The 19,126-nt window shown below is 38.4% G+C and carries 20 protein-coding genes; 8 read left to right on the forward strand and 12 right to left on the reverse strand.

All coding sequences use genetic code 11. The features are described 5' to 3' along the window. Positions 1-72 precede the first annotated feature (72 nt). The 3 genes from KIT27_04660 to KIT27_04670 all read right to left on the reverse strand — a co-directional run bounded on the left by KIT27_04660 (position 73) and on the right by KIT27_04670 (position 1,831). On the reverse strand, positions 73-645 hold the full coding sequence (locus KIT27_04660; GenBank protein ID MCW5588937.1) for a UbiX family flavin prenyltransferase: 573 nt from the start codon (positions 643-645) through the stop codon (positions 73-75). Between the two features lie 222 nt (positions 646-867). After that, on the reverse strand, positions 868-1,299 hold the full coding sequence (locus tag KIT27_04665) for a hypothetical protein (GenBank protein ID MCW5588938.1): 432 nt from the start codon (positions 1,297-1,299) through the stop codon (positions 868-870). 124 nt (positions 1,300-1,423) lie between these two features. Then, positions 1,424-1,831, reverse strand: coding sequence for a hypothetical protein (locus KIT27_04670; protein MCW5588939.1), 408 nt, complete (start codon positions 1,829-1,831; stop codon positions 1,424-1,426). Positions 1,832-1,959: 128 nt separating this feature from the next. Here KIT27_04670 and KIT27_04675 point away from each other — a divergent pair, with 128 nt between their 5' ends. Beyond that, positions 1,960-2,625: a hypothetical protein gene (locus KIT27_04675; protein ID MCW5588940.1), complete on the forward strand. Its 666-nt coding sequence runs from the start codon at positions 1,960-1,962 to the stop codon at positions 2,623-2,625. 115 nt (positions 2,626-2,740) lie between these two features. On the opposite strand, the gene KIT27_04680 is transcribed toward KIT27_04675, so the two are convergent. Beyond that, on the reverse strand, positions 2,741-3,784 hold the full coding sequence (locus tag KIT27_04680) for a virulence RhuM family protein (GenBank protein ID MCW5588941.1): 1,044 nt from the start codon (positions 3,782-3,784) through the stop codon (positions 2,741-2,743). A 229-nt stretch (positions 3,785-4,013) separates the two neighbouring features. On the opposite strand from KIT27_04680, the gene KIT27_04685 reads away from it, so the two are divergent. Further along, the gene (locus KIT27_04685) at positions 4,014-4,640 is read left to right on the forward strand and encodes a hypothetical protein (protein ID MCW5588942.1); all 627 of its coding nucleotides are present in this window, start codon (positions 4,014-4,016) and stop codon (positions 4,638-4,640) included. Positions 4,641-4,764: 124 nt separating this feature from the next. Here the strand turns inward: KIT27_04685 and KIT27_04690 are convergent, their stop codons facing one another. Both KIT27_04690 and hutH read right to left on the reverse strand, forming a co-directional pair. After that, on the reverse strand, positions 4,765-5,607 hold the full coding sequence (locus tag KIT27_04690; GenBank protein ID MCW5588943.1) for a hypothetical protein: 843 nt from the start codon (positions 5,605-5,607) through the stop codon (positions 4,765-4,767). Positions 5,608-5,840: 233 nt separating this feature from the next. Continuing rightward, positions 5,841-7,346, reverse strand: a complete 1,506-nt coding sequence (gene hutH, locus KIT27_04695; GenBank protein MCW5588944.1) for a histidine ammonia-lyase — start codon at positions 7,344-7,346, stop codon at positions 5,841-5,843. 202 nt (positions 7,347-7,548) lie between these two features. On the opposite strand from hutH, the gene KIT27_04700 reads away from it, so the two are divergent. Both KIT27_04700 and KIT27_04705 read left to right on the forward strand, forming a co-directional pair. Next, positions 7,549-7,800, forward strand: coding sequence for a hypothetical protein (locus tag KIT27_04700; GenBank protein ID MCW5588945.1), 252 nt, complete (start codon positions 7,549-7,551; stop codon positions 7,798-7,800). 2 nt (positions 7,801-7,802) lie between these two features. Further along, on the forward strand, positions 7,803-8,666 hold the full coding sequence (locus tag KIT27_04705; protein ID MCW5588946.1) for a DMT family transporter: 864 nt from the start codon (positions 7,803-7,805) through the stop codon (positions 8,664-8,666). A 4-nt stretch (positions 8,667-8,670) separates the two neighbouring features. Here the strand turns inward: KIT27_04705 and KIT27_04710 are convergent, their stop codons facing one another. Both KIT27_04710 and KIT27_04715 read right to left on the reverse strand, forming a co-directional pair. Next, positions 8,671-9,684 carry a hypothetical protein gene (locus KIT27_04710; GenBank protein MCW5588947.1) on the reverse strand — a complete coding sequence of 338 codons (1,014 nt, stop codon included), beginning with the start codon at positions 9,682-9,684 and terminating at the stop codon, positions 8,671-8,673. A 59-nt stretch (positions 9,685-9,743) separates the two neighbouring features. Further along, positions 9,744-11,276: a cryptochrome/photolyase family protein gene (locus tag KIT27_04715; protein MCW5588948.1), complete on the reverse strand. Its 1,533-nt coding sequence runs from the start codon at positions 11,274-11,276 to the stop codon at positions 9,744-9,746. 108 nt (positions 11,277-11,384) lie between these two features. Here KIT27_04715 and KIT27_04720 point away from each other — a divergent pair, with 108 nt between their 5' ends. From KIT27_04720 to KIT27_04730, 3 genes are all read left to right on the forward strand, one after another. Continuing rightward, on the forward strand, positions 11,385-12,800 hold the full coding sequence (locus KIT27_04720; protein MCW5588949.1) for a M20 family metallopeptidase: 1,416 nt from the start codon (positions 11,385-11,387) through the stop codon (positions 12,798-12,800). 458 nt (positions 12,801-13,258) lie between these two features. Beyond that, positions 13,259-13,573, forward strand: a complete 315-nt coding sequence (locus tag KIT27_04725; protein MCW5588950.1) for a hypothetical protein — start codon at positions 13,259-13,261, stop codon at positions 13,571-13,573. Further along, the gene (locus KIT27_04730) at positions 13,563-13,739 is read left to right on the forward strand and encodes a hypothetical protein (GenBank protein MCW5588951.1); all 177 of its coding nucleotides are present in this window, start codon (positions 13,563-13,565) and stop codon (positions 13,737-13,739) included. The genes KIT27_04725 and KIT27_04730 overlap by 11 nt, the downstream gene beginning before the upstream one ends. Positions 13,740-13,903: 164 nt before the next feature. On the opposite strand, the gene KIT27_04735 is transcribed toward KIT27_04730, so the two are convergent. Together KIT27_04735 and hemE are read right to left on the reverse strand one after the other, a co-directional pair. Further along, complete coding sequence (locus KIT27_04735) at positions 13,904-14,227, reverse strand: hypothetical protein (GenBank protein MCW5588952.1); 324 nt, start codon at positions 14,225-14,227, stop codon at positions 13,904-13,906. Between the two features lie 62 nt (positions 14,228-14,289). Continuing rightward, positions 14,290-15,330: a uroporphyrinogen decarboxylase gene (gene hemE / locus KIT27_04740; protein ID MCW5588953.1), complete on the reverse strand. Its 1,041-nt coding sequence runs from the start codon at positions 15,328-15,330 to the stop codon at positions 14,290-14,292. A gap of 152 nt (positions 15,331-15,482) precedes the next feature. On the opposite strand from hemE, the gene KIT27_04745 reads away from it, so the two are divergent. Next, positions 15,483-16,676 (forward strand): multidrug effflux MFS transporter, encoded by a 1,194-nt coding sequence (locus KIT27_04745; GenBank protein MCW5588954.1) that lies wholly within the window; start codon positions 15,483-15,485, stop codon positions 16,674-16,676. 67 nt (positions 16,677-16,743) lie between these two features. Here the strand turns inward: KIT27_04745 and KIT27_04750 are convergent, their stop codons facing one another. Then, the gene (locus KIT27_04750; protein MCW5588955.1) at positions 16,744-18,279 is read right to left on the reverse strand and encodes a hypothetical protein; all 1,536 of its coding nucleotides are present in this window, start codon (positions 18,277-18,279) and stop codon (positions 16,744-16,746) included. A gap of 228 nt (positions 18,280-18,507) precedes the next feature. Then, entirely contained in the window at positions 18,508-18,996 is a 489-nt protein-coding gene (locus tag KIT27_04755; GenBank protein ID MCW5588956.1) for a hypothetical protein, read from the reverse strand. Between the last annotated feature and the right edge of the window lie 130 nt (positions 18,997-19,126).

A 19,126-nucleotide genomic window follows, 5' to 3' on the forward strand; every position in this document is an offset into this window, starting at 1 on the left:
AGAATTCGCCATTTCTGCTAGGCTGGTCGCGCAATATACTCGAATCATAAACAAGATGCAAGAATTTAATGATTATTTTTTCCAACGTTTTACGTTACCTATATCAATATCGAATAAATCCAAGCAACGTCCCACGGTATGATCAACCAGTTCGTCTAATGATTGTGGCTTGATATAAAAGGCGGGCACGACGGGAGCAATAATCCCTCCCATTTCAGTGACGGTAGCCATCGCGCGAATGTGTTGTAAAGTGAGTGGGGTTTCACGAAGTAACAGCACTAACCGTCTTCGTTCTTTTAAAGTTACGTCTGCCGCACGGGCAATGAGATTATCTCCCGTACCAGCAGCAATTTCACACAATAAACGAGCTGAACAAGGGGCGATGATCATGCCATCGTGACGAAACGATCCGCTGGCAATTGTGGCAGCCAGATCGTTAATGCGATAACTCACATCCGCTAATGCTTTCACATCATGAGCTTTATAAGACGTTTCGTAAGCCAACGTAATTTCTGCATTCCGCGACATAATCACATGACTTTCAATGCCCAGCTCTCGCAGGATTTGAAGCAGGCGAATACCGTAGATAACGCCACTGGCGCCACTCATGCCAATTACTAGTTTTTTTGCAGTCGATGTTTCCATGTGCGGATTATGGAGAAATTAGGTGATAAATGCTAGGAGGTATTAATAATTCTACTCTGCTTGGCGTATTTCATTGATTTTTTTGCTCAGCTACTTATTTAAGCCCTAGTGTTCAAAAGCAACGAGCTACGTTTCCACAAAGTAAATTGTTAACACGCCCTAGTTATTCTAGAGCTTGTTCATAGGACAGCGGTTTCTCACAAGTGCGAAACCCTTGTAGCATTACCAATCGCTGAGCGTTTTACGATAATTATTACTGACTCGTGCTCTCAGTAATTTCAGTAATAGCTCACGATCCTTTTTTCGCAGTAATCGGCAGGGAAATTCAATATTTATTTTCCGCTGTTCTTTTTGTAACGAAATCAGTAAGGTATTATTATTTTTACGTACTTGTCGAATTTCTTGATAGGCACAACTTCGCCATTTTCCAGTTAGATTTTCTTGTAGTATCAAGTGATCATCGTAAATATCCACAATTAAAATTCGAGCTAATTTTAGACTGCTAAAAATGACATATAACCCTATAAAAAAACTTATCCATACCCATATTACATGAAATATGAATTTAATGGCTATCAAACTAAAACCTAATAACAGACGTTGATAAACCAAGCGAGGATTTAAATAAAATTGTTTACGACACGTGCTAAGCATGCTTTACACCCCGTTCTTTTGCTTTGTCAAAAAGATGCCCTTTACCTGACGAGTAAAGGGCATTTGCTATTACAATATTTTCACTCAGCAAAAAACAGTGGCGAAAGTAGAATATCTACTGACGTTAATTCTGCGGATCGGCAACATCATCCTGATGAGTAATGACATGACAATAATAATTGAGAATGCGACAAAAAATGGTGTAATTCGTTTCAGAACTTTCACCTGAAATAATTCGATACATGCTTTTAGGGCTAATGTCCAATACCGTAGAAACTTCTTCCATCGAAACCCCTTCATCGAGTATGGCTTGCAAAAAATATTGTCCATTGGTTTTGCGAAAGGTATATGGGGCATAAGGTTCTCTAATCGTTGCAAATTGTCTTGCACGTTCTTGCAGTTTAGTAGACAATACCCTATCGATAGATGGCGAGTGGTTAGACACTGAAAAACGCCATTTCGGAAATCCAAAACTAAAATCACTCTTTTCTTGTGCTGCTCTATTCAAATAAGTTCTTACCGCCGAATCCATACCCTGTACCTCAACAAAATTTCGCTTATTATATGCAAAAAATTACCTATTTCGCAATGTGATTTTGCCACTTTTTTATGTAAGCTATCTCTTACACAGCGTCACACATCAACATATATAGTCCAACCATGGATGACTTTGAAACACAACGTCGCTCTCGGGCGAAGCGTCTTGAATTGCTACGAAAAATGGCAAATTTATCTCGTCGTGCCGTAGAAGAAAAATACGGTATTGATGCCGGCACACTACAAAATTGGGAAGATGCGCGTTATGGCGGTCTCACCGAAAAAGGTGCGCATCGCATGATTAAAATTTTGAAAACCGAAGGTGTGAATTGCGCATTCGAATGGTTAATGCATGGCATGGGGCAAGGCCCTCATGTGCAAGATCCGGGTTTTATCGAACAATCCACTCGCAGAAAAGCACCCGCTAATAAAGAAGAAGAATTGATCCGTGAGGAATTATTGCTTTTCCATCGCCACACCCAAAACCCTATTGATTATCAAATCGAAGATGATGCGATGTTACCCATGTATCATCACGGCGATTATGTCGCCGGCCAACGGTATTTTCGCGATGAAATTAAAGCCTTAATCGGCCAAACCTGTATCGTGCAAACCGCTGATGGTTTAGTCAGCGTGCGTCATCTACAATTCGATCATGGCGACATGACCTTTAATCTGACGTCGCTTAATCCCAACACCAAATTACAAGAACCCACGTTATATCATGTGGAATTGGTGAGTGCGGCGCCGATCTTATGGTGGAGACGGTTGCCGGTGAAAAGTGTTTAGATGTGGTAGCCTGTATCACAGCTTTGCTGCGATCGAGGACTGAATTAAAATTTTACTGGATATAAAAATAATTTCTCGTTCTGCATTTTGTTTATTCCATATTTTTCATACTAAGTCATTTTTTAACGATTTCTTTCGTCTTGTTTAATGCAGCCTTTAACTGATGATCAAAATCAGACTCAAACAACTTATCCTGTATCACGCGATACTTATCAAATTCATTTTCAGCATGCGTTTTTGCAATTTCAGCGCTGATGCTTCCTGAGTGTTGTAAAATTTCACGATCATTTAATTCCAACAGTTTGTCTAAATGCTTTGCCCAATCTTCCATCTTCATGGGTATTTTTCTTTTAGCACGATCTTCGGCAAGGTCAAGGTACGCATTCACGATGCGGCCGAGTGATTCGAGTTCATCTTGTGATAAATAATTTTTAGCAACGGAAACATCTGGCTTAAGAATTTTGCCAAGTGGGGCCGCTTCCCAACTGGTCAACCCCATATGTGGTTTAGTGCTATCAGCTCGACCCTTTATAAGTTCTGCCGCCGTGTGGCCATGAATAGCGTAATGAAGTTTGTTTTGAACTTTGGCAAAAAAAGTTCGTGTTGTTGGAGCGTCTTTATTGTAATCAACGCTTGTAGTGTAAATGTCTGTAATTTTTTGGTAGAAGCGTCTTTCGCTTAAGCGGATTTCGCGGATTTCGCTGAGTAAGCGTTCAAAATAATCTTCGTCTAAGAAATTTCCATTCTCTAAACGCTTTCGATCTAATACATAACCCTTTATTGCAAACTCGCGTAATACTTGAGTCGCCCATTGGCGAAATTGGGTTGCGCGAACAGAATTAACTCGATAGCCGACCGATATGATGGCATCAAGATTATAAAACTTGGTATTGTAGTTTTTGCCATCTGCGGCAGTTATTAGGAATTTCCTAATAACTGAATTTTGATCTAATTCTTTGTTATTAAATATGTTTTTTAGATGTTCATTTATGGTTGGGATGCTGACGTCAAACAACTCTGCCATTAATTTCTGAGTCAACCATATAGTTTCATCTTCATATCGAACCTCAATACCGTTTTCACCAGATTGCGCAGTGAAAATTAAAAATTCCGTTGTACTATTGCGAATAATCAAATTTTTTGGTGTTTTCTTTGACATAAGATTTTTTCAACCTTCATTTAGTAAATGTAGCCTGGATTGCAGCGCAGCGGAGATCCAGGCTACGTTTGCTGCTCAAGCATATTTTACGTAAGTAAACTAGTGAATGATACGTTGAGTTTATTGCCTCATTGGATCGGTTTTTATTGATTTTTCCTGTAGTACTCGTATATTATACAGACGAAAATATCCAAAAATTATTAATAATACCGTATGAGAGGTAATAATCATGCCAAATAATACAGCAATAGCATTAACAACTTTAAAAAGCAATTTAGTAGCCGTATTAAGTAAATATTACAAACACAGCCCTGTAAAATCTGTAAAATATTACCATGACAACGAGCCCACGTATTACGCTGACGTTTCTTATAGAAATATATACTTAACTTATGATAAAAGACTAAAAATAGAGAAGACGATTAAAAGCATTAATGAAGTAAATATAGATTCTGCGCCAGATATAAATACAGTTTTGAACAATTGGATTACGTCATTAAACGCTCTAATCCTCGATAATATGAATCTTGAGACTGGCTATAGGGGTAGAGATAAAAGTAGTGCTCCTCGTGAGCATGTAAGTTATCGTCAAAACAGGTTAAAAAATCAAGGATTCTTTAAAGCGTGGTGGAATAAAACTTTTTTCCAATCTCGTGTTAATACCTTAGCGGAAACCTGTTTAGATTTAATAGATGACTATAAAAAGGATAATAATATAGCATCAGAAAAAGAAACATCAGATGTAAGCTCAACCAGTGCAAGTGCGCCATCCTCATCTCCAGGAATAAATGCTTCATCAATTAATGCGGATGGGGAGCAAACGCCTGGTTCTACAAGCCCTCGAGCAACCAAATAAAATAGTTAATCATAAATTTTAAAAAAACCAATAACATTTGAAAATGTGAAAAAATAAATCGTCATCCCGCGGCTTGACCACGGGATGACGTAGATCGGAAAAAATGAAGTAAATGTAGGTTACGTCAATCTAGGTTGCTTGCTTTTCGATAAACTTCGTAGACTTTTTTTAGTGCTGGGGCAAAATTATCGGGGCGAGATAGCCATTCTTCTTCTAGAGAGAAAAAATCGAAAAATCCTAAGTGAATTAAACTGGCTAGGCGATTTTGATAGTCATTGAATAATTCTAAGGTGCGAGCAGATGTTGGATCGTTGGTATATTCATTAATTAAATTTAATACCACTGTTGTCGACCCTTTTTGAATGGACGTGCCATTAATTAAAATAGTGTCGTTGGGTGCTGCTAAATTTACATTGGCAAGTGAATCATGAATGAATCCTTCTGATAGTTGTTGCCACGGATCAAGATGGGTTTTAGCATAAGCATGAGAATGATAATGCTCTGGCGCTTGTTCGGTAATTTTAGTTAATAAAAAATTAATATAATGAGCAATGTGAGGATGACAGTACTGTTGTAACTTAATTAACTGATTAAAAATTGATGGTTCGATATGATTTAATAATTCTTTTTGTAAGAATTTTTGATATAAAAAACAAATGGCGATAATTTGCCTGGCATGATTAATGAATTCATCCGCAAACCAATAGTCTAAAGGGAAGATTTTAAATAACTGACTGTCAGCAATGGAAGTAATGAGATTAAATACGCCAAACTGAGTTTCTGCATGAAATAAAACATAAATAAATCGATCGATAAGATCGTGAGTTAAGCCATGTGGTTCTTGACGTAAACGTTCATATTCATTGGCATAGACCACTAAAACAACAAATGCGCCTTTTAATACACTAAAATCGGCTACATTCTCGTTTGATTTTAATGAATGACTATGAATATTTTTTTCCATCATAATGTCCTTGTGATGCATTTATTCCGTTTAAACTCTTCAGCGTTGAATGTGACGGCTAGGCTACTGCCCTAACCCTATCCTAACTTTTTATCTTAAGACAAATCTATACTCAAAACAATTGGATTTTAGGCGAGGCGTCGAGTTAAAGATGCGAAGGAGTGTATACTGAATACATGACTGAGCAGCTTTAGCTCGACAACAAAGCCTAAAATTCAAGTGTGAAGAGTATATACTCAATACAATTTTTGCACGGCTAACTGATTTAATATTATTTTTGCTGTGGCAATATCCGCGGCAACATAGCGATCTTGATCATAAAACGGCACCACTTGACGTAAGGCTTGATGCGCAGTTTGTAATAATTTAGAGGTTTTTAGTGGTTGATGAAAATCAATGCCTTGCGCGGCCGCTAGAAATTCAATCGCTAAAATTGTTTCGCAGTGTTCTATCATCGTTAATAAACGCAAACCGGCGTTAGTGGCCATGCTCACATGATCTTCTTGGTTGGCTGAGGTTGGTAAACTATCCACACTGCGCGGATGCGCTAAAGCTTTATTTTCGCTGGCGAGTGCAGTCGCCGTGTAATGTGCGATCATTAAACCTGAATTTAATCCACTTTCTTTAACTAAAAATGCCGGGAGCTGACTGAATCGATCATCCATTAATAATGCAATACGACGTTCACTGAGTGAACCTATTTCTGCAATCGCTAAGGCTAAATTGTCCGCGGCAAAGGCAATGGGTTCGGCGTGAAAATTCCCACCAGAAATAATAGTATTGTCTTCACTAAACACTAAAGGATTATCCGTTACCGCATTTATTTCATTTTCTAATATTGTTGCGATAAAGGTTAATTGATCGCACACGGCTCCCATCACTTGCGATTGGCAACGTAAAGAATAGGGGTCTTGAACGTGTTGACAATTTTGATGCGATTGCAAAATTTCACTGCCGTTTAAATAATCGCGATATAATTTTGCTACTTTTATTTGTCCCGGTTGACGACGTAATTGTGCGATGCGTTCATCAAAGGGTTTAAGACTACCGCGCGCGGCATCAAGTGATAAACTTCCCGTTAATATGGCTAATTCTAATAAATGGATTGCCTGGTAATAAGCAAATAATACAATTGCCGTAGACACTTGTGTGCCGTTAATTAAAGCTAATCCTTCTTTAGCTTTAAATTGATAGGGTTGATGGATTCCTGCAATCGTTAAACCTTCTTGCGCTGATAAAATTTTTCCTGAATAAGAAACTTCACCCACACCTAATAACACACACCCTAAATGCGCCAATGGTGCTAAATCGCCTGAAGCACCTAATGAACCTTGGCTCGGAATGCGTGGATAAACTTTCGCGTTATAAAGCTTAATTAATGCTTGCACTAATTCCACACTCACACCAGAAAACCCTTGTGCCAGTGCATTAATTTTCATTAATAAAATGGCACTGACAATTTCATCTTGCAAAAAATTGCCAACGCCTGCTGCGTGCGATAATAAAATTCGTTTTTGTAATTCTACAATTTCGGCGGGTAAAATAGATTTATTGGCTAGCGCACCAAATCCCGTATTTATGCCATAAACGGTTTGATTGTCATTAAGAATGTTAAGAACGATGTGTTGGTTGCGTTTAATCTGTTGCAGCGTATTTTGATCTAAGGTAATTATTTGAGGATTTTTCATGGCTTGCTGAAAAAATGCCAGATCCAAATTGCCTACCGCCAATGATGTTGCCATGAAAATACTCACCTTTTTAAAGTCATCTGTATGCGTTGGGTATAGACGTAGACGTAATACGGTTACGCTTGATAATCCGTATCATACCACCTGAAAATAACGACACAATAGCCGATAGGATAACCCGATCAGAGACTCGCTTAATCTATAGTATTCGTTATATACTCTATCCACTGTTATTACTATGTTTAAGGAGAAATTGATGAGCGACCAACCATCCGAGAATAATCCGAACGAACCTAAACCAAAAGCTCCCGTGAGCAAACTTCCCTCTCTCGAAGAAGTCACGTCCATGGCCGGAAAATTATTTAACGATATTAAACACAGTGTTGTGGAAATCATGAGTGAATATAAAGAAAAACGTAAAAATTTGTATGAAGAAGAAGCCAAAAAACCAACGACTAACAGCAATCCCAAATCACCAGAAAAACCGTTGGATGATCAACCAAAATAATTATGATGTCGCGTCGTTTCATTGCCTATTGCTCATTAATTTTTATTACGATGATATGGGGACTCACCTTCCCCATCATCAATTTGGCAACCCCGCACATTAGTGCTTCATTGTTTGTGTGTTTACGTTTTTTATTAGCCACACTTTTTGCCTTACCATTATTCTTAAATAAAAAACCGCCTCTCTCACCAACGTTGTTATTCCAAGCCCTCATTCTCGGTATGCTTACCATGCTCGCCTATTATTCGCAAACGCTGGGTTTGCGCACCATTGATCCGGCGGTGAGTGCTTTTATTACCAGCATTAATGTGATTTTAGTGCCGCTCATCGCCCCATTATTTGGCTATCGCAAACCCTCTCTTGGCACTTTTTATTGTGGAGTATTGTGTTTAGTTGGCGTTTATTTTTTAACAGGGGCTTCCATCAACCATTTTTCCTTCGGCATGGTGTGGACAGTATTGTGTGCCGTGTTTTATTCCGTGTATTTATTATCTTTACAACGCATCAGCGCTTCCACCACTCAACCTGAGGTATTGGCTTTTTTACAATTATTATTCACCGGCATCATGGCAGGGTTTTTATTACCATTTCATCCCCTTTTTATCACGTTAAATCACGCCGTCATTATTGCTTTATTGTTTTGTAGTTTTTTTGCCTCGACAGTGGTATTTGTTTTACAAACCCGCTACCAACGTTATATCCCACCGCAACAAGTTGCTTTGATGTTTGCATTAGAGCCAATATTTGCCAGTATTGCGAGTTATTGGTTAGCTCATGAATATTTTAATTGGCATTTTTACGTAGGATCGATTTTAATTTTTTTCAGTATTATCGCGACAGAAATAAAGCCTACTAAAACTGCTTGATCTCTCAGCCATCAAAACATTTCATCTGTTCTAGCATCAATTTTAGATGCGATAAAAACCGCCAATTATTGCCCCCATGACGGCCAGAATATTCATTTAGGGAATATCTAATATTGTGTGCCGCTAATTTTGCAGCCAGTTGACGATGACCTAATTGCAAACCATATTCATCTTCGCTAGGTGCTGTTAAATGCAGCCAAGCTAATTTTTTTAAATTATCAACCTGATGATCCACTAAACGAACAGGGTCCCACTGCAAATATCGTTGCCAAATTTCATCAATAATTTTTCCGGTATGAAGATCAAAAAACAAATCGCCATAAAGTGGCGGATTCTGTAAATTAGGCGCATAACAGGGGGCCATACCTAAAACTAAAAGCGTATGAAATGCTTTGGCGCCGGCTAAACTCGAATGAGGTAAGGCAAAAAACCAATTTAAAAAATTTTCAACACCATTGTGTTTTTCCAGCATTTGGATAGTATCATTCACTCCTTGCAACAATGAAAATTCATAAAATGAATCCCCCGCAGAACTGCAAATATAGCGAAACCGATCGGGTCGCAGCATGCCCATCATCAATGCGCCAAATCCACCGGAAGAATGTCCTAACACTCCACGATAATCTTCACTCGCGTAAGTATGAAATTCCTGATCGATCAAATTCACTAATTCGTCAGCAATATAATCCATGTAATTTCCCAAGGCGGGGGAATTAATGTATTGGCTACAGCCGAGCTTTGATCCGCCATCGGGAAAAATCACGATCACTGCGGGCAGAGTTCCTGCTGTTATTTCGCGATCAAGTTGCTGCGGTAGTGATAAATCGAATACGGAATCTGACCCGATGTATTTCTCTCCACGCGAACCAAATGCCGCTAAAATAAAAATCACGGGATAGGGAGTTTTGCGATTCGCTTGGTATTGCGGCGGCAAATACACTGGAAATTCCCGCACATGCGCATCGCCCATAGGAAAGTTTTGAATTGCTGTGGAAGTAAAATTAAGCCATTTTAGCATAATATCAATAACCTGTTTTAATCATTTATCCTAGAAACCATTTAACCAATACTCTTACATTAAAGCAAATGATCGGCAAAGAATTTTTCACTGTCGGTTTGAATTGCCAATTTTTTACTAGGCGTCATTTTATCGTAAGTTTTATAAACCATTCCCATGCGGGGATTTTTTGCAAATTTATCGCGATGAGTGTCAATAAAATTCCAATACAAATAATTGAATGGACAGGCTGATTCACCATTTTTTTCATTCACATTATATTGGCAATTATGGCAATAGTTCGACATTTTATTAATATAATTAGCACTAGCAATGTAGGGTTTACTGGCTAATACGCCGCCATCGGCAAATAAAATCATTCCATAAACATTCGGCAATTCTACCCATTCATAGGCATCTGCGTAAACGAGCAAATACCATTCACTCACTGCCATGGGATTAAGTCCGGTTAAAATAGCAAAGTTACCAATCACCATTAATCGTTGAATATGATGAGCGTAGGCATTTTTTTTCGTTTCTGTAAGGCATTGTTTTAAACAATTAAGTGAAGTTTGCATATTCCAAAAAAATTGAGGTAATTTTCTCTTAGCATTTAAAAAATTTTCGTTAGAATATTGTGGCATTTTCAGCCAGTAAATACCTCGAACAAATTCGCGCCAGCCAATAATTTGGCGAATAAACCCTTCCACAGAATTTAAAGGTGCTAAATTATTTTTATAGGCATTTTCAGCCGCTCTTACACACTCTAAAGGTTCTAGTAAACCACAATTTAAATAAAAACTTAAATGGGAGTGAAACATCCACGGCTCATTTTCGATCATAGCATCTTGGTACGATCCAAAATGCGCTAAACTGTAGTGAATAAAATGATGTAACGCCGCTAAAGCATCTACGCGTGTCACGGCAAAATAAAATGGTTCCAGATCGCCAAAATGATCCGCAAAACGTTTTTGCACTAATTCCACAACTTGCTGGGTCACCTCATCTATTGGCGCTCGAAAAGGTGATGGTGGTTTTAGATTGGTTGAAGGCGAGAGTCGATTACTTTCATCAAAATTCCATTGTCCTCCGATGGGTTGATTGTTCTCCATCAAAATATCGTATTCTGCCCGAACCTTGCGATAAAAATGTTCCAAACGGAAATAATCGCGACCTTTTGCCCATTGGGCAAATTGGTGATGAGAAACTAGAAATCGTTTATCCTCGCGAATTTCCAGCGATATTGAAAATTTTTTGGCTAAAGTGTGAAATAGTGCTAATACTCGATATTCACCAGGATGAGTCACCACCACTTTTCTGGGATGAAATAATTGAACTGCTTTGGCAATTTCACCTGCAAACGATCCGGAATTATCAGGATCATCAAGTTTAATATATCGCGTGCGAATACCTTGTGCTTGTAGAACTAACTCAAAATGACGCATCGCTGAAAATAAAAAAGCAATTTTTTTCTTGTGGTGTTTTACATATTGAGTTTCTTCATCCACCTCACACATTAAGATTATATCATTCGCTTTATTGAGATCGTCCAGAGAAGACATCGTTAAACTCAGTTGATCACCTAAGATAATTCTTAATGTATCAATATTCACTGTTAACCATCCGCAATTACTTTAGGACAGATTCTATTGAGTGCTATAGTAAATCGCAACCAATTGTGGTAAAAATAACAGCTTTCTCACCAACTTTGAATAATCATTATGAATCATCAACAATTAGTCAGTGATATTAATCACACGTGGGATACCGAAATTATTCCACAATTAATCGAATTCATTCGTATTCCCAATAAATCACCACACTTCGATGCCGATTGGGAAGCGCATGGTTTTATGGATCAAGCCGTTAACTTGGTGGCAGAATGGTGTAAAGTCCAACCCATCGCTGGATTGAGTTTAGAAGTCATCCGTTTACCATCGCGCACGCCATTAATTTATATGGAAATTCCAGGCCAACTCGATGAAACCGTTTTATTATACGGCCATTTAGACAAACAACCCGAAATGTCGGGGTGGGATGACGATTTAGGTCCCTGGCATCCCGTGTTACGCGATAATAAGTTATATGGTCGCGGCGGCGCGGATGATGGCTATGCCGCATTTGCGTCGTTAACCGCAATTGCCAGCTTACAAAAGCAAGGAATTCCTCACGCCCGTTGCGTGATTTTAATTGAAGCGTGTGAAGAATCGGGTAGTTATGATTTGCCTCATTATTTAACGTCCTTGGCTTCCAAAATCGGGCAACCCAATTTAGTGATTTGCTTAGACTCGGGCTGCGCCAACTACAATCAATTGTGGAGTACCACGTCTTTGCGCGGCGTCATCGCCGGAGAATTGCGAATTGAAGTCAACTCAGCGGGCGTGCACTCGGGCGCTTATAGCGGAATTCTTCCCGATCCATCACGAATTTTTCGGCAATTACTCGATCGCATCGAAGACAGCAGCACTGGGGAAATTTTAATTCCAGAATGTCATGCTAAAATTCCTGAACAACGCTTGCAACAAGCCCAATTAGCGGCTGATATTTTAAGCCCAAAACGCATTGAGGATTATCCTTTATTAGATGGTGTTGAGCCGGTCACGCGTGATGTTAAAGAATTAATTTTAAATTCTACCTGGCGCCCTACCTTATGCGTGATTGGCGCCGATGGTTTACCCAGTATTAATAATGCGGGAAATGTCTTGCGTCCTAAACTCGCCGTGAAATTATCGTTTCGTATCCCGCCTACCGTTAATCCTGACATCGCCAGTGAAGCGATTAAAAAAACCCTAGAAACCGATCCACCGTATTGCGCTAAAGTTCATTACATACCCGATCAAACCAGTTGCGGTTGGCACGCACCGCTTTTAGCGCCTTGGTTAGAAAAAGCCAGCGCAGATGCTTCAAATTTATTTTTTGGCAAGCCTGCGGCTTATCTTGGAGAAGGTGGCTCGATTCCTTTTATGGGCATGCTCGGCGACATGTTTCCACAAGCACAATTTTTAATTACCGGTGTGCTCGGCCCCAAATCCAACGCTCACGGCCCCAATGAATTTTTACACATTCCTATGGGAAAAAATCTAACCGCTTGTGTTGCTTATGTGATTGCTAAACATTTTGCTGAATTTAGCAAGTAAGTGGAGTAAATCTTAAGAGTCTGTTTAAAATGATTAGGCAAAATCCTGATCTGATTGTTCAGAATCTCTAAGAGCCTGTTCAAAATCTCCAAGCTTAAGTCAGATAGTGTCGATTTTTGTGCACCAGTGCGCAGTTTACACGTCAGTAAATGAGCACCGAAGCACAGAAAATCGGCAGTTTATGACCAAGATTGGAGATTTTGAACAGGATCTAATACCAATTACCTGAAGGGATAACACCACCATCATGCTTCAGAACAATGCTTTTCAATATGTCCATTTGTGGCGATATAAAGTATTTATGTTATAATTAAATTATCCATTAGAACTAATTAAGAATCGGCATGACTATCAGGTACAAAAATACATTTAGAATCAAATTACTAGAAATTATTCGGACAATAGACTCCCCCGTGATACTACGCTCTGACTTAAACAATTGCGGTGAACCCCGCCAAGTGAGTAGGGCATTAAAATCACTAGTTGAAGACGGTGATTTAATCAAATTTGGTTACGGAGTCTATATTAAAGCTGAAAAAACACCTTACAGTGATCAAACTGTTATGTCTGTTTCGATGGCAGAAGCATGTGCAGAAGCTTTGAAACGACTGAATATACGCTGGCAGCTAGGCCAGTCTATTGAAGATTATAATAAAGGAAAAACCCAGCAAGTCCCAACAAAATTTATCATACGATTAAAAGATCGTTTTCGTGGACAGTTAGGAACAAGTAATCGGAAAATAGTGTTTGAGAGAGGAATTAATGCCAGATAATAAAAAAGAATTAGCTCAACAAATTAGGTTTGTCGCTAACGATCTGGGTTTGGAAGACTTTGTTGTTGAAAAAGATTTATATGTTACCCAAGCAATTTCCATTGTCAGTGATGTTTCAAATGAGATTTTGAGTAATCTCAAGAAAATCGATTTTTCCTGTGCTTAAACCGCAATATTTTAGCAATCTCGTCAAAATACAGAAATTTATTTTTAATAAACCTATCAAATAAGTTTTATTCCTTATTTTCAAAGGAAAAGAATAACAAAGCAAGCTTAATTAAATATGTCAAGACTGGATTTCATTTCACCAAAATCCAGTCTTGATGAACCTTATTTCTTCTTACTGGCAGCCGCTTTTTTAGCAGTAGACTTACTTTTTTGTAATTTTTTAGTATAGTCTTTTTCGAATTGTTCTTCACAGTGATGTAAATATTGATCTCGCGCGTGAGTGAATTTTTCTAATTCATCCAAGGCATCGTTGAATCCAGTTTCATAGGCCGTTTCCGCGGTAATGAATAATTGATAATTGGATTTTTCTTTTAGCTCAGCTAATTGTTTTTTAGCATTTGCCGTAACTTCCCGCAACTGTTGGCGTAGTTTAGTATTTTCCTCACGTAATTTTGCAACGGCTTCCGTAGATTTGACTTTTGCCATGAGATGATCCTCTTGATTAAATTAAATAAAATTTAGAAAAACTGGCGTAGTATAGCATCAAATCATCCCTGATGAACGGCTTCAATTAACGCAGCGACATGCTCTGGATCGACATCGGGAAAAACACCATGCCCTAAATTAAAAACATGTCCAGTAGGGCGCTGATAACGTTGAATAATGTCGCGTGCTGCCTGCTGAATAATGCTGGGCTTAGCGTATAACATCGCCGGATCTAAATTGCCTTGTAATGCGACGTGTTCACCGACACGATCACGAGCCTCAGCAATATCGATTGTCCAATCTAAACCTACAGCATCCACACCGGTGGCGGCAATGGACTCTAAATGCAATCCACAATTTTTGCTAAAAATAATTTTAGGAATGCGTTTGCCATTTAATGCCGTAGGCAGGCGCGTTAAAATATCTTGCATATAGTGTAGCGAAAATCCACCGTAATCCTTAGCACTTAATACTCCGCCCCAGGTATCGAAAATCATCATCACATCAACCCCGGCGTTTAATTGCGCCTGACAATATAAAATCGTCGCTTGGGTTATTTTACGAAGTAATTTCTTTAGTAATTCGGGTTCGTTATAGAGAAGCCGTTTTATCGTACTAAAATTTTTACTGCTACCCCCTTCCACCATATACGTGGCTACCGTCCACGGACTGCCGGCAAAACCAATCAGCGGGATTTGCTGATTTAATTCCTGTTTAATTAATTTCACAGCTTGCATGACATAACCCAAATCCAGATCAGGATCGGGGATTGGCAATTCATCAATAGCTTTTGCATCCCGTACAGGTTTTGCAAATACGGGCCCTTCGTGGGTTTTAAATTGTAAGCCCAATTGCATCGCATGAGGGATCATTAAAATATCGGAAAATAAAATCGCTGCATCCAGGGGAAAACGACGGATGGGTTGTAACGTGATTTCTGTAGCAATTTCAGGATGGGTCGCCATAGCTAAAAAACTTCCGGCACGTTCGCGCAAGGCACGATATTCTGGTAGATAACGTCCTGCTTGACGCATTAACCAAATGGGAGTGTAATCTACCGGTTTGCGCAATAAGGCACGGATTAGATTATCATTTTTTAACATCGACGATTCCTACGATTGCTGAAAATTTAACAATATACCGATTTCATCTGCAAAAAGCGATATTAGATATGGAGTGGATACCTTAATAAAATCGCTTGATCACCATTTTACTATCGTTATAATCTCTTTTTTTTAGCCAGCAGCTATCTTCCATGAATAAATCGATTGTCCGTTTGATTTTAATCTTGTCTCCCATGGCGTTGAGTCTGCCCTTGGCCATGGATATTTATGTGCCCGCTGTTCCGCAGATTGCACAACTGTTTGCAGTCAGTGCCGGTAAAATGCAAATCACGCTGACGTTATTTATGTTAACCGCCGGCATCATGCAATTAATTGTTGGCCCCCTCTCTGATCAATGCGGACGAAAAAAAATTAGTTTATTCATGATTGTTTTTTTTGCATTAGGCACATTGTTGTGTTCAACGGCACAATCGCTCACGGCCTTAATGTTTTATCGAATCGTGCAAGCGATTGGATCGTGTGGAATGATGATTTTAGCGTTTGCCATTGTGCGTGATCGTTATCACGGTGAACAAAGCGCACAGATTTATAGTTTTTTAAATGGCATTATTTCATTTTCACCGATGTTTGCACCCTTTATTGGCGGTTATCTTGATGTCCATTTTAGTTGGCCTGCTACCTTTTTAAGTTTATTAGTCATTGCGGTGATTGCATTTATCACTATCCAATGGGGCTTAACAGAAAGCCATCCCATGGAAAAACGCCAGGTATTTGATCATACGATTTTCAAACAGTATTTTACGATTAGCCAAAATCGTATTTTTATTTGTTATACGTTAGCCACCAGTATGGGTTTATCCTATCTTTATTTGTTCTGCTCCATTTCACCGTATATTATTATCCGCCAACTGCATATTCCCATTCTTCATTATGGTTATTATTTTTGTTTTATGGGTATTTCATTTTTCATAGGCAGTTTTTTATCGAGTTATATCGTCACCAAGATTGGAATTTATCAGACCGTAGTAACCGGATTTATACTGTCCTTCATCGGTGGGCTGATGATGACAATATGGTTTTTCATCACGGGATTAACCATTAATAATTTTATTTGGCCGATGATATTAATTGGGATTGGTGGCACATTTTGCATGGGTGCCGGCAATGGCGGCAGCATGGAACCCTTTTCACAGCAAGTAGGACGCGCAGCCGCTCTCGGTGGTGCCTGTCGCTTTATGTTTTCCGCGTTAGTAGGCAGCATCGTTATTACTCAAAATGTCACTTCCACTCTACCACTGGCACTACCTGCAATTGTGTTTAGTATCATTGGCTTAATTTTTTTCATGCGCGGGCACCAATACCTAAATTTTCGCCGTAAGTTATGAAAAATTGCGCTAGTTTTCGGAAAGAACTATCAATTGTAATGTGTATTTCAATTGATGTTTTTATTATCTAAATCTTACACACCGATGACGCTGTGTTCTGGAGATTTTGATTTTCACTTTCGAGGGATTGTCTTTTCTTGAATAATTCCTCTGATTTTTCCGTTAATTTTTTCATTATCTCCAGTACTTGCCATTGCTCCCTTGTTTCTGCCCAATTAGGCAACTCAGCATTGATAAGTTGATTATATTCATCTGATGTAAAAAGCGTAGTTAACATGTTAGATATAAATTGGGGCTGATTTAGCTCAGTAGAAAGTGACAGTGCTGGGACTGCTGTTGGTAAATCTTCCTGACAGATTAATGCTACCGAAGAAATGGAAGGACTAGTATCACTCATCTGGATGTTGCTTGGGGAATGAATTAAACTTACTCCGCTCATAAAATGAATAAGTCTACTCCGTGGCGATAACATCGATTCATTAATAATCTCAGGCAGAATATCCATGCTATCTTTTCGCTTATTTCTCTCTAGGGGTTTAGCAGAGCTTAGAGTTATTCTTCCATCATTTTCAATTACAATAGCTACATTATTGAGTAATTCATTTAATTTTTTCAATGTTGTTCCGCTATTCTCGGTTAGACAGCCTAATAAAAAATTCACCAGTTCATTTTTTTTAACAAGGCTCATCCGATGATTTGACAAAAAAGCTTGTTTCATATTATTAAAGAAGCTTCCACGGGCTTCAGAATTTTTTCTCACTTTTTCACTTATTATAGGAATAGCCTTTGCGACTTTTATTAACGGATTATCATTATTATTATTAAAAATTTGACATGCAGAAAAAATACTATTCGACACTCTAATGGCAATCTCTTGATCGGAGTTATCAACCGTCACTTTTATCACACAATCCTTACCGCCATTGCCAGTGAATCGTTGTTCTTCTTCCTCGAGGATAGATAATCGAATGTGAAAAAGGTCAATTTTTTTCTGAGCATCATTCACGCAATTTTGAAAAAAATCAGGGAAATCATCTAATTGATTTACATCAGCAAATAACCCGCTTTCGATATTTTCTTTGAGTAAAAATTTTTCTTGTAAATAAAGCTGAATTATTTTATTAACTTCCGTAACCCAATCTGCATATTCCAATTTATCTGTAACCACATGACGAATGCTGGCACTAGCGATTGAATATAAATAATAATATCCCAGCCAATTTTTAATTACCGGCGTATCGTTCAATTTAGGATCGCCCTGATATTTTTCACTCATTGTTTTTAAAATTGCTTCCAAGTTGTCTTTAAATATAGTATCTAGCCCAAATTGCCATAACCTTTTTAAGTGAGATAAAATGGCATTAGCATCATCAAGATGGGCATAATCTAGATCTATTTTACCGAAAGTGGATAATTGAATTAGGGCAAGCCAGCGCCTCATGAAGTTATCAACTGCGGTAAAATTTTCTAGACGTGTTGAATCTTCGGTACTAGAAAATGCACTACTGGCCAGTTCAGCGATATTATTGGTGGGAATGGTTTCTTCTAACGCATTAGCGATGGTGGTGAGTACGGTTTCTTTTGAGTTAGATAACATCATCATCTTCCTTACTTATTTCTTTTTATTTCACTATAAGGAAAGCGTTGTGCAAGAGATAGTATAGGATTACTCATTTATGTTTTTAATTGAATGCTCAAATTGCAGAATAATCTTCATTCATACGTAGTGACTGATTGATTTTATTCGTATTCTATTAAATCGCTTTTCGCAGAACTATCTTAATTCTCATTTTATTATTTTACATTCATTACAGAAAAATACAGAAATCACTTACTTGCTTTTGGTATTTTTAACCGTATTCTCCAGTGGGACACTAAGATGAAAATCCATATTAAGATTATTTTTTTCAAGCACGCAGCGGTTGGCATACGCTTGCCAATGTTGTTGATATTTAGTGCAAATATAAGGCGGAACCTGATAAATGATAATGTCTAAAGCAGTGGCATTTCGCCGATAAAAAAATTCGTGATCTTGCACAGCATTACATAACGTTAAAGGCAATTGCTTTTTTTGGCAAAGATCTTCACTCGCCGCCCACGACGATGATTGACTTTTTTCGATGAGCATCCCAATCCACTGATTTTTTTCTCGCCAAATTTGCGCCTGCTCATATGCTTGCCAATGACGAATGATCATGACTCCAATTACGACTAACATGGCCATCACTAATAAAAACTGGATGGTACTAAATCCGTGTTGTGTGGTGGGATCTTTTTCTGCAATAGGTGAGGATAAGACCGTCAAGTTTGTTATTATCATTCTACAATTACCCATATTCTTCTTATTACATTAAGTATAGACGCATTTAAAAATTTGCTGAGCTATTTAGCGTAGCATCCTAAAATTGAAAACCCAGGAAAATAGTCTATTTTTCTCCTGGGTTAACGTA

The organism is Legionellales bacterium, assembly GCA_026125385.1.
GTDB lineage: Bacteria > Pseudomonadota > Gammaproteobacteria > JAHCLG01 > JAHCLG01 > JAHCLG01.